Origin of the sequence: Endozoicomonas atrinae (assembly GCF_001647025.1) — a bacterium.
Classification (GTDB): Bacteria; Pseudomonadota; Gammaproteobacteria; order Pseudomonadales; family Endozoicomonadaceae; genus Endozoicomonas; species Endozoicomonas atrinae.
In genome coordinates this window covers 1-11,920 of sequence record NZ_LUKQ02000173.1, presented here as the reverse complement: position 1 = coordinate 11,920, position 11,920 = coordinate 1, and the positions used below count along the sequence as shown (strand labels likewise).

Here is an 11,920-nt window from a genome sequence, read left to right as displayed (position 1 = left end):
TGTGGACTGCGTTTGATAAGAATTCCTACCCATAAAAGCCTCCTGCTACAACTACAAACCCCTTACAATTGCAGTGTAGCAGTAGGATTTTACTTTTTCATGTACCACCAATTAGCGTAGCGGCTAGCTGTATGGCCCCTTATTCATTAATCGGCAAGGTTTGGGCGAAGCCAGCGTTCAGCTTCTTCTGAAGACCAGCCTTTACGCTCGGCGTAAGCCTCCAGCTGATCTTTATCGATTTTACCCAGGCCAAAATATTTTGCTTCCGGGTGTGAGAAATACCAGCCACTGACACTGGCCGCAGGCATCATGGCAAAGTGTTCAGTGAGTGATACGCCTGCATGTTCTTCACCGTTCAGCAGCCTAAATAATGTGGCTTTCTCTGTATGGTCCGGGCAGGCAGGGTAGCCGGGTGCAGGACGAATGCCGGCGTATTTCTCTTTGATCAACTCTTCATTGCTGAACTGCTCATTGGATGCATAGCCCCAGTACTCTTTTCGTACTTTTTCATGCATGCACTCAGCGAACGCTTCAGCAAGGCGGTCTGCCAATGCTTTCACCATGATGCTGTTGTAGTCATCACCGGCTTGCTCATATTCTCTGGCAAGTTCGTCTGCACCAATACCTGCCGTTACCACAAACCCGCCTACATAGTCTGGTAAACCGGTTGATTCTGGTGCCACAAAGTCAGACAGGCTGTAATTGGGCTTGTCCTCCGGTTTGGGTGCCTGCTGGCGGAGATGGTGCAGTGTTGTTCTGACATCACTTCTTGTTTCATCACCGTAAATGGCCAGATCGTCCTGATTGACCTGGTTGGCGGGCCAGAAGCCAATGGCTGCCCTGGCACTGATCAGCTGTTCGCTGATCAGCTTATCCAGCATCTGGCGTGCATCGTGATAAAGGCTGGTGGCTGCTTCACCGACCACTTCATCTTCAAGAATGGCCGGGAACTTACCGGCCAGATCCCAGGTGATAAAGAACGGCGTCCAGTCGATGTAATTGACCAGTTCATCCAGTGGGAAGTCATCAAACACCTTAACGCCGGTAAATGCCGGGACCGGTGGCTGGTAACGTGACCAGTCCGGCTTGAAGGCATTATCCAGTGCTTCCGGGTAGGTGAGGAGTGCCCGTTTGTTACCGCGTTTCTCATGACGGACACGGATTTTTTCATACTCGGCACGGGTTTCTTCAATCAGGGCTGGCTTTAATGAATCGCTCATCAACCGTGTTGATATCCCTACACTGCGGGATGCATCGGTAACATAGATGGCGATATCATCCTGGAACTGTGGCTCAATTTTGACGGCGGTATGGGCTCGAGATGTAGTCGCACCACCAATCATCAGTGGCAGTTTGATGCCCTGGCGCTGCATCTCACTGGCCACATGAACCATTTCATCCAGTGATGGGGTGATCAGACCACTGAGCCCGATGATATCAACGTCTTCTTCTACCGCGGTTTTCAAAATGGTGTCACAGGGCACCATGACCCCAAGGTCAATAACCTCAAAGTTGTTACAGGCGAGCACGACGCCGACAATGTTTTTACCAATGTCGTGTACATCACCTTTTACCGTCGCCAGCAGAATCTTGCCATTGGATCGGGCAGAGGCCCCTTTCTCCTCTTCAATAAAGGGCACGAGGTGAGCGACCGCCTGTTTCATGACCCGGGCACTTTTCACCACCTGGGGCAGGAACATCTTGCCAGCACCAAACAGATCACCCACCACGTTCATGCCATCCATCAGTGGGCCTTCAATCACCTCAATAGGGCGGGTGGCTTCCAGTCTTGCCGCTTCAGTATCTTCAACAATCCAGGTGGTAATGCCTTTGACCAGTGCATGCTCCAGTCGTTTGTTAACGGGCCATTCCCGCCAGGCCAGATCTTCCTCTTTTTTGCCTGAGGAACCCCCTTCGCGGTATTGATCCGCAATGGCCAGGAGCCCTTCAGTCGCATGCTCTGAACGGTTGAGAATAACGTCTTCAACCTTGTCTTTCAGCTCTCTGGGAATTTCTTCATAGATCTCCAGCTGGCCGGCATTCACAATGCCCATGGTCAGTCCGGCCTTGATGGCATGGTAAAGAAAGACCGCATGAATGGCTTCCCGAACCGGGTTGTTACCCCGGAAAGAGAAGGAGACATTACTAACCCCACCTGAACTCATGGCATGGGGCAGATTTTCTCGAATGTATTGAACCGCATTGATGAAGTCGACCGCGTAGTTATTGTGCTCATCAATACCGGTGGCTACTGCAAAAATATTGGGGTCAAAAATAATGTCCTGGGGTGGGAAACCGATTTCATTGACGAGAATGTCGTACGATCGCTGACAAATTTCTATTTTCCTGGCCTCGGTATCCGCCTGACCCTGTTCATCAAAGGCCATAACAACCACAGCGGCACCATAATTGCGGCAGAGGCGAGCCTGCTTTCGGAAAATGTCTTCGCCTTCTTTCAGACTGATGGAGTTCACAATGCCCTTGCCCTGAATGCACTGCAACCCTGCTTCGATGACATCCCACTTGGAGGAATCCACCATTACCGGAACCCTGGAGATGTCCGGCTCGGAGGCTACCAGGTTAAGGAATGTGGTCATGGCGCTTCTGGCATCCAGCATCCCTTCGTCCATGTTGATGTCGATAATCTGTGCGCCGTTTTCTACCTGGTCACGGGCTACGTCCAGGGCAGTGTCGTAATCCTCTTCGATAATCAGCCGTTTGAAACGGGCAGAACCGGTTACGTTACAGCGTTCACCCACATTGACGAACAGAGAGTCTCGATCAATGTTAAATGGTTCCAGGCCACTTAAACGACAGGCCACCGGAATTTCGGGAATGGCACGACGGGGAATGTCAGCAACCTTCTCAGCAATGGCTTTAATGTGCGCCGGTGAGGTACCACAGCAGCCGCCAATAATATTGACCAGGCCGGAATGGGCAAACTCGGCGACAATCTCCGCCATCTCATCCGGACTCTGATCATATTCACCAAAAGCGTTGGGCAGACCGGCGTTAGGGTGAGCACTGATCCAGGTGCCTGCGCAGTTTGACAGTTCTTCAAGATAGGGGCGTAACTCACTGGCACCTAAAGCACAATTCAATCCTACGGATATTGGCTGGGCATGTTCTACTGAGTTCCAGAACGCTTCCGTCGTTTGACCGGATAGGGTTCGACCGGAGGCATCAGTTATGGTGCCGGAGATCATGATCGGCAATGAAAAGCCCAACTGCTCAAACAGGTCACGAACCGCATAGATGGCGGCTTTGGCGTTCAATGTATCAAAAATGGTTTCAATCAGCAGGATATCTGCGCCGCCCTCAATCAATGCTATTGCGGCCTTCTGATAAGCGGTCACCAGTTCATTGAAGCTGGTGTTTCTATAGCCGGGATTGTTGACATCAGGGGAAATGGAAGCAGTTCTATTGGTTGGACCAAGAACACCTGCTACAAAACGTGGCTTATCCGGGTTAGCCCGTGTGAACTCATCAGCGACTTCGCGGGCAAGACGTGCGGCTTCACGATTAATCTCCGGGACCAGATCTTCCATCTGGTAATCCGCCATGGCGATGGTGGTGGCATTAAACGTATTGGTTTCGAGGATATCTGCTCCGGCTTCAAGATACTCCCGGTGGATCTGTTGAATAATATCGGGCTGTGTCAGTACCAGAAGGTCATTGTTGCCTTTTACATCACAGGAGTGGTTTACAAAGCGATCACCACGATAATCAGCTTCTCCCAGCTTATAGCCCTGTATCATGGTACCCATGGCACCATCAAGAATCAGAATTCGTTTTTCCAGCAGTTGTTGCAGGTTAGAAAGGGCTTTTTTTTGATGTGGTGTAGCTTGCAGCATGGATAGCAGACCAGTATTTATTCGTTCTGGTCGGCAATGGTATCAGAAAGGCAGGGGTTTGTACCTAGAAAGCCAGAACCCTCGTTCTGGCTTTTTGGAAGGATCAGGCAATGCAGATTCAGGTGATTATTTGTTGATGGATACCTGCTCAATAGCAACCCCATTTTCCCGGCAGAACTGCGACAATTCTTCCTGAGGGTTACGATCGTACTGAATGTCGTAAACGATGCGCTGGATACCGGCGGCTAACAGATTCTTGGTGCATTGATCACAGGGGCTGTGGGTCACATAAGCGGTTGCACCTTCGATGGGGGTACCTAACCTTGCTGCCCAGATGACTGCATTGAGTTCAGCATGAATCTCGTGTCGGAGCGACCAGGGGTGGTGCTCTTCGTAGTCGGCCTCATTGCAGTTGATATAGCCAGAAGGCGTGCCATTAACGCCAGTGGAGAGAACTCGTCCGTCCTTGACCAGCAGGCAGCCCACCTGAAGGCGCACACACTTTGATAATTTGGCCAGAGAGTGGGCCATCTCCATGTAAACGGTATCGCTCATAAATATCAGGTACCTGAAACAGTCTGAAAAAGCGGGTATGGAGATTCATACCCGTTTCGATAGTAACAGATTCAGGCGACCTGTGGAGTAGCTTCTGAGACATCCCTGTTGTTCATCAGACAGAAACCGGAGATAGCAACAGCAACCAAGGTAATGGCGGACAGCGACAGAGTACCGGCTTCCGGCAGGAAGCCGATCAACGCACTGATCAGCGTGGCCAACAGCATCTCAATAAAGAAGATCAGGCCTGCAGCAGTCCCCATATTCTCTTTCATATGTTCAGTGGCTCTGGCCTGACAAAGTGGCATAAACAGACCAAGACCCAACTCATAAATGGCGATACCTGCAACATAGCCGGTAATGGATTCACCATCGGTCAGCAGATCGCTTCCCAGGGAAACCATGGCACCGATAATCAGCAGGCTGCCAGCGACCATCGTGCTCTGGCTTCGGCTCATGTTGGCTGTCAGTTTAGGACCCATTGATGCACTGAGCAGGTAGCTGGCAATCGCGACTGCAAAAAGATAACCATAGGTTGCTGGAGAGATGCCCAATTGGCCAATAAGAACAAAAGAGCCTCCGGCCACAAATACAAAGGCACCAGCAAATGCCGCGCCAGCAGCAATGGTAAAGCGCAGATAGCGTGAATCAGTCAGTACCGCTTTATAACCTGCCACCACAGAGCTTGCGGGTGCAGATTCCGATGTTTTTTCCTGCTTTTTCTCGGGCAGAAGTGTCAGTGCCAGCATGGCAATGACGGCCATTGCTGCCATCACGTAAAAGCTGTACTCCCAGCCGGCATACTCCTGCAGATATCCACCGGCAATAGGCGCTGCCATGGGGGCAATGGTGAGACAGCCGCCAATATAGGCCAGCATTTTTACTTCCATCTGGTCACGGTAATAGTCCCGGGCCATCATTCGGGCAACGGCCGTTCCGAAGCAGCCAAAAACTGCCTGGGCAAAGCGGGCAGCAATAAAGAGATAAATGCTATCGGTCAGTAACGTTACTGCGGTGGCAGCGAGATAAAGAGAATACCCCATGACCAGGGTTTTTTTACGTCCCAGACGGTCTGCCAATGGACCGACAATCAGCATGGACAGGGAAAAGCCCAGCATGAATAAGCCAACACTCCACTGAGCGATAGCGGAGGTCGTTCCAAAAAACGCGGTGATTGCTGGTAGTGAGGGGGTGAATATATCAATGGACACAGGTCCTACCACCGCAAACAGGGTCAGGATGATCAGAACAAAAGCGGGGTGCTTTTCAGGAGTCAAGTGTCGCATAGTTGTCCGCTGGTTAATTGAAAAGGAGGCGGAGAATGCGACAGGTACGATTTATGAACAATCCGTGTTTATGCCAATTATTAGCATGTAGATGTCTATTTATATTGCGAACAGCAATTATATAAGGAGGCGTTGTTATGCGTTCAGTTAATCTCAATCATCGATGATAGAAGTTAATGTAATGCTTATATGTGTTACTATAGTACCTTTATAGGCTGTCGAACATTTCCACTCATGGCTCGACAGGCTCCTGGATCATTCATGGAGCAAGTAACTTGAGTTTTTTGAAATCAACATTACGTTTCTTTCACCATCAGTTTATCAAGCTGAGTTGGCTGGCTTTGCTGATGGTCTTGCTGGGGCACTTCATTTTATCCTGGGCACTGATGTGGTTGGCCAGTGAATCTGCGCTTCTCCCGTTTGATCAGTGGTTCTATTTTTATGTCACAACATCAACCACCGTTGGCTATGGTGATCTAAGCCCGGGCAGTGCGCTTGGGCGGGTTCTGGCTGCACTGTTTATTCTTCCCGGTGGTGTGGTTTTTCTTGCAGCGGTTCTCGGGAAATTGTCATCTTTTTTTATTACGGTATGGAGAAGGGGAATGCAGGGCAGGGGTGACTACTCAGGGTTGGAAAATCATATTGTGATTTTTGGCTGGAACCGTAACCACACACCCAAAATGGTGGAGTTGATTTTTGGGGACAGTCGTCGTGAAAATCGCAAGGTATTACTGTGTACCAGCCAGGAGATGGAGAATCCATTTCCCGAGCGGGTGTTATTTGTTCGTGGTGAAAGCCTGACCGATCAGTCTTTTATCCAGCGAACCGCTATTGCCTCTGCGGCCAGAGTGATTGTGTTCCGAGACTCTGATGATCAGACTCTGGCAACCTGTCTGAGCATTGCCGCCACAAAAACAAAAGCCCATATCGTTGCCTGGTTTGAAAATCAGCAGATGGTGGATCTGCTTCAGTCTCACTGCCCGCAAATAGAGTGTCACAGTAATATCTCCATGGAGCTGCTGGTTCGCTCTGCCCAGGATCCGGGCTCTTCACGCGTTCAACAGCAACTGTTATCAACGTTGATTGGGCCAACACAGTACAGTGTCCATGTGCCCGAAGATTTCGCTGGCACTACTTTTGGTCGCCTACTGGAGTTTTTTAAAGTTCAACATGAGGCAATCGCCCTCGGAGTGGCCGGGTCTGCGACCGGAAATGATCTTAGGCTGAACCCGCCCAGCAATGACCGGGTAGAAGCGGGGCAGGTCGTTTATTACATGTCCGCCCAGCGAATTCATGGGAATGAAATCCAGTGGGATCAGCTGTAACTGACCGATAATTCATCTGCAGGGCCAGTCACTATCAGTGATTGGCATGAACCATTTCTCTATTGATTATTCATCGTCACTGCAATCAAACCTAGTGGCGTTACCAACGGATTGATTCCCTCCCTTTACCGACCCTTTCAACAGATAAAAACGAAATCTGTCCTATACTGCTGCAGTAGTAGAAGAAGTTCACGCTGTTCGATAATTACTGTGGCTAGTTCAAGTTCGCTGGTTTATTTGAAGTTTCAGATGTTAGCCAGTACTTTGCCGGAAGCCATGGTTTTGTATTTACTTGAGGATACAGGTCGTGAGTGATCCCTCCACTGACCGTCGCCGGGAGTACAAAGCTCTGGCATTGGTCATCATTGTGCTCTTTCCTCTGTTAACGGTCATGTTGATCAGTAGCTATGGATTTCTGGTCTGGTTCTCCCAGTTGCTTCTTGGCCCTCCGGGCCACGGGTAATCGTTGCTCGTCAATTCCACGTATCTTGCAAATCTCCAGCCGAGGGGCATTGGGGGTGCTGGCAAACGTTGTCTCATGAATCTACGTCGGGACTGATTGTTTCCCAGAGTGAGAGTCTGGTCAGCGTTCCTGAAACAAAAAGGCGATGGATGTATGGCTTTCGGAATAATTGAAAAAGTTATCAGGCCGTTATTATCGCTATGGCAGACATTATCAAAACCCGCTCAATACCTGAGCCTGGGAACGATTGCCATAGTTTCGTTTGTGATGGGGATTATCTTCTGGGGTGGCTTTAACACGGCACTTGAGGCGACCAATACGGAAGCCTTCTGTATTTCCTGTCATAGCATGCGGGACACCGTTTATCCGGAGTTACAGGGAACGGTTCACTGGAGTAATCACTCAGGGGTTCGTGCTACCTGTCCCGACTGCCATGTGCCTCATAACTGGACCCATAAGATTGCCCGGAAAATGCAGGCATCCAAAGAAGTGTGGGGTGCTATTTTCGGTACGATTGATACTCCGGAAAAATTCGAAGCCAAGCGGCTTGAACTGGCATCCCGGGAGTGGGCCAGGCTCTCCGCAAACAAGTCGCTGGAGTGTAAGAACTGCCATAGCTACAACAGCATGAAGTGGGAAGATATGTCGCCTCTCGCGGCAAAGCAGATGAAGGCTGCTGCCGAGAGAGATCAAAGCTGCATCGATTGTCATAAGGGGATTGCTCATCACCTGCCGTCTACCGATGGGCGGACGCACCAGTTGCTGACTGCAGTGAATATTTCAGTACCTGAGGTTGGCAAAAACTATTATGTCGTCCTCCAGAAACCCTTGTTCATGAGTGCAACCAGCAAAGAAGAGGCTGGAATGTTGAACATTGCCACAGAAATTTCGGTGACGGATAAGAGTGACGGCCGCGTTAAGTTCCGCCTCGAAGGCTGGCGCAAGAGAATTGGTGCAGGTCGGATTATCAATGAAGACTTTGGCATCAATATTAAAGAGGCTGAGTTGAGCAAAGAGGCTGCTCAATCGGATGCGGTGGTTAAGGCTCTCGAAGAAAAAGTGGATGATGTGACCGGGTTGCCCTGGCAGAAAGTCACGGTAGATATGTGGACCGATGATAGTGAGTTGACGGATAACGTCACCGGAATGTGGGATTTTGCCAGCAATACCTATCGGGAGGCGTGCAGTCAGTGCCACAGCCAGCCTGAGGTCGCCCATTTTGATGCCAACACCTGGCCAGGCATGTTCAATGGCATGATCGCCTTTGTGAACATGGATGATGATACCCAGAATCTGGTGTTGAAGTACCTGCAGCTGCATTCGTCCACTTATGCAGGCGGACACGCTCAGCACGGTGATCAGCCGGAAGAGAATGCACCTGAAGCCACACCGCCACTGGCAAAACGACAGTAGTCGAACCTGAACGAGGAGTAGTTGTTTATGACCATTAAGCGCCGTCGTTTTCTTCAGGGGATGCTGGCTGGCTCATCGGCAGGGATGTTGCCCTTTTCAATGATAAGAGCCGCGGGCAACGAAGATGAAAATGATGGTGTTATGGATGATGGCTGGCGGGTAACCGGCTCTCATTTTGGGGCATTCAAAGCCTACCGTGCCAATGGTGTTGTTAAAGAAGTCCGTCCCTTCGAGCTCGACAGAAACCCTACTGAGATGTTGAAAGGCATTCAGGGCTCCATCTACAGCTCGTCACGGATCCGGTATCCGATGGTACGACTGGACTTCCTGAAGAATGGTTATAAATCGGATCGTTCAACGCTGGGTGATAACCGCTATGTTCGTGTGACCTGGCAGGAAGCCTATAACCTGTTAATTCGTGAGTTGAACCGTGTACAGACCATGTATGGCCCCTGGGCGTTATACGCAGGGCAGACCGGCTGGCGGGCAACGGGGCAGTTTCATTCCTGTACCAATCATATGCAGAGGGCCATCGCGCTGCATGGGAACTACGTTCGAAAAATAGGGGATTACTCCACAGGGGCCGCTCAGGTTATTTTACCTTATGTGATTGGTTCAACCGAGGTCTACTCTCAGGGCACCTCCTGGAGTCTGATTCTTGAAAACACCGACACACTGGTTCTCTGGGCTAATGACCCGCTGAAAAATCTGCAGGTAGGCTGGAACTGTGAAACCCACAGTGGTATCGGATACCTTAAGCAGTTGAAGGCCAAGGTTCAGGAGAAAAAAATCCGCGTGATCAGTATTGATCCGACGGTGACCAAAACAGCGGCATTTCTGGGCATAGAAACGGTCTATGTCAACCCGCAGGCTGATGTTCCGCTGATGCTGGCGATTGCCCATGAGATGATCGCCAAGAAAGCCTATGATGCCGAATTTATCCGGGGCTACTCACTGGGCTTTAAAGAATTTAAAGCGTATGTCATGGGTGATACGGATAAGACTCCTAAAACGCCGGAATGGGCAGAACCGATCTGTGGCGTGCCAAAGGCCAAAATTCGTGAACTGGCCGGCATACTGACAACGGGGCAGGTCCAGATCATGATGGGTTGGTGCATACAGCGACAGCAGCATGGCGAGCAGCCCTACTGGATGGGCGTGGTGCTGGCCACCATGATTGGGCAGATAGGTCTGCCCGGTGGTGGTATCAGTTTTGGGCATCACTACTCATCCATTGGTACACCGTCATCCGGTGGGTCCGGACCAAATGCCTTTCCCCTGAACCCACCGGAGGATGTGCCTCCGATCTTCGATAATGATGATTTTAACGGCTACTCAAAGGTGATCCCCGTTGCCCGGTGGATTGATGCCATCTTGGAGCCGGGTAAGGTGATCGATTATAACGGCGGTAAGGTAACATTGCCGGACCTGAAGATGATCGTGATATCCGGTAATAACCCCTGGCACCATCATCAGGACAAAAACCGGATGAAAAAGGCATTCCACAAACTGGAGTGCGTAGTGACGGTGGATTATGCCTGGAACCCAACCTGTCGTTTTTCCGATATTGTGTTTCCTGCCTGCACCCAGTTTGAACGGCACGATCTTGATCTGTATGGCTCCTATGCCCAGCGAGGCGTGTTGGCCATGCAGAAACTGGTGGAGCCGCTGTTTGAGTCACGTTCAGACTGGGAGATATGGCGAGAGTTCAGTGCCCGCATAGGGCGGCACAAGGAATATACGATGGGACGGGATGAGTTCACCTGGCTGAACCACTTATACGATGGTTGCCGAACCAAGAACAAAGGCAAGTTTGAAATGCCAGATTTTCCAACCTTCTGGCAGCAGGGGTTCTTTGATTTTGGTGAAGGAAAGCCCTGGGTGCGTCATGCTGAATTCAGAGACGATCCAGAAATTCACCCACTGGGAACGCCTTCCGGGTTAATAGAAATCTACAGTCGAAAAATCGCCCGTTACAATTACAGTAACTGTAAGGGCCACCCAACCTGGATGGAAAAGGCGGAACGCAGCCATGGTGGGCCGGGCTCTGATCAATTTCCAATTGCTTTACAATCCTGTCATCCCGATAAACGTTTACACTCGCAGCTCTGTGATTCCACCGAATTCCGTGAAACCTACTCGGTTCAGGGGCGAGAACCCGTTTATATGAATGCGGCTGATGCGAAGAAACGAGGCATTAATGATGGTGACCTGGTCCGGGTATTCAATGATCGGGGTGAATTAATTGCTGGCGCAAGAATCTCTGACCGGTATTCACCGGGCGTTGCACGTATACAGGAAGGCGCCTGGTACGCCCCTGTAAATGCTGAGATTGGCTCAGTTGATACTTATGGTGACCCCAATACAGTGACCCTTGATATTGGAACGTCAGATCTTGCACAGTGTTGTTCAGCATTTACCTGCATTGTGGAAATTGAAAAGTGGCAGGGGGCAGCTCCAAAGGTGACGGCTTTTGGTGGGCCAAAAATTGTAGATGTTTGAAATATTAAACAATATTAATTAGTACAATTGTTTTAATTTATAACTCTTTATTAGTCTGATTTGTTTTTAAAATATCAATCAATGAATAATGATGCGGCTCTGTTGCTATTGGTTTTTTGATGGAAGTAATAATGAACTTTTAAATTCTTGAGCCTGTAAATAATTCTGTGTAAACGCCACCAAAACTATTACTCCTTGAACCGGTCAGGAAACATAATTTCAAACCGGTTCATGGCTGCTTTCCAGTTCCTGATCGGCATGGTCCATTTCTCGGAAGCTTTTTCCATGGCCAGATAGATTACCTTCATGACTGACTCATCAGTCCGAAAAATCTTCCGGTTCTTGATCGCCTTACGAATGACGCTATTCAAGGACTCAATGGCATTCGTTGTATAATACCAATTTCATTTTCAAAATATGTCACGAATTCTGCGATTGCCTTTATACTTTAAATAGCCTGTTGTTCATCCCGTTAATGTCATGCCTAAAACTCCCGATTTTCCTGAAAACTTTCACGATGCA

At 49.7% G+C, this 11,920-nt stretch carries 7 protein-coding genes and 1 pseudogene; 4 read left to right on the top strand and 4 right to left on the bottom strand.

Features of this window, described 5'->3' with window-relative positions:
• Positions 1-146 precede the first annotated feature (146 nt).
• The 3 genes from metH to AK963_RS19630 all read right to left on the bottom strand — a co-directional run bounded on the left by metH (position 147) and on the right by AK963_RS19630 (position 5,695).
• Positions 147-3,854 (bottom strand): methionine synthase, encoded by a 3,708-nt coding sequence (gene metH / locus AK963_RS19640; RefSeq protein WP_066017133.1) that lies wholly within the window; start codon positions 3,852-3,854, stop codon positions 147-149.
• Positions 3,855-3,980: 126 nt separating this feature from the next.
• Positions 3,981-4,409, bottom strand: a complete 429-nt coding sequence (locus tag AK963_RS19635) for a deoxycytidylate deaminase (protein ID WP_066017132.1) — start codon at positions 4,407-4,409, stop codon at positions 3,981-3,983.
• Positions 4,410-4,480: 71 nt separating this feature from the next.
• Complete coding sequence (locus tag AK963_RS19630) at positions 4,481-5,695, bottom strand: multidrug effflux MFS transporter (protein WP_066017131.1); 1,215 nt, start codon at positions 5,693-5,695, stop codon at positions 4,481-4,483.
• Positions 5,696-5,970: 275 nt separating this feature from the next.
• Here AK963_RS19630 and AK963_RS19625 point away from each other — a divergent pair, with 275 nt between their 5' ends.
• From AK963_RS19625 to torA, 4 genes are all read left to right on the top strand, one after another.
• Positions 5,971-7,020: a potassium channel family protein gene (locus AK963_RS19625; protein WP_066017130.1), complete on the top strand. Its 1,050-nt coding sequence runs from the start codon at positions 5,971-5,973 to the stop codon at positions 7,018-7,020.
• A gap of 307 nt (positions 7,021-7,327) precedes the next feature.
• The gene (locus AK963_RS31475; RefSeq protein ID WP_202969810.1) at positions 7,328-7,483 is read left to right on the top strand and encodes a periplasmic nitrate reductase, NapE protein; all 156 of its coding nucleotides are present in this window, start codon (positions 7,328-7,330) and stop codon (positions 7,481-7,483) included.
• Between the two features lie 153 nt (positions 7,484-7,636).
• On the top strand, positions 7,637-8,896 hold the full coding sequence (torC, locus tag AK963_RS19620) for a pentaheme c-type cytochrome TorC (protein ID WP_066017129.1): 1,260 nt from the start codon (positions 7,637-7,639) through the stop codon (positions 8,894-8,896).
• A gap of 27 nt (positions 8,897-8,923) precedes the next feature.
• A complete protein-coding gene (gene torA, locus AK963_RS19615; protein ID WP_139117535.1) occupies positions 8,924-11,398 on the top strand; it encodes a trimethylamine-N-oxide reductase TorA in 2,475 nt (824 codons plus the stop codon).
• A 188-nt stretch (positions 11,399-11,586) separates the two neighbouring features.
• Here torA and AK963_RS31470 read toward each other — a convergent pair.
• Positions 11,587-11,793 (bottom strand): annotated as a pseudogene (locus AK963_RS31470) (transposase); the annotation flags it as partial.
• Positions 11,794-11,920 lie beyond the last annotated feature (127 nt).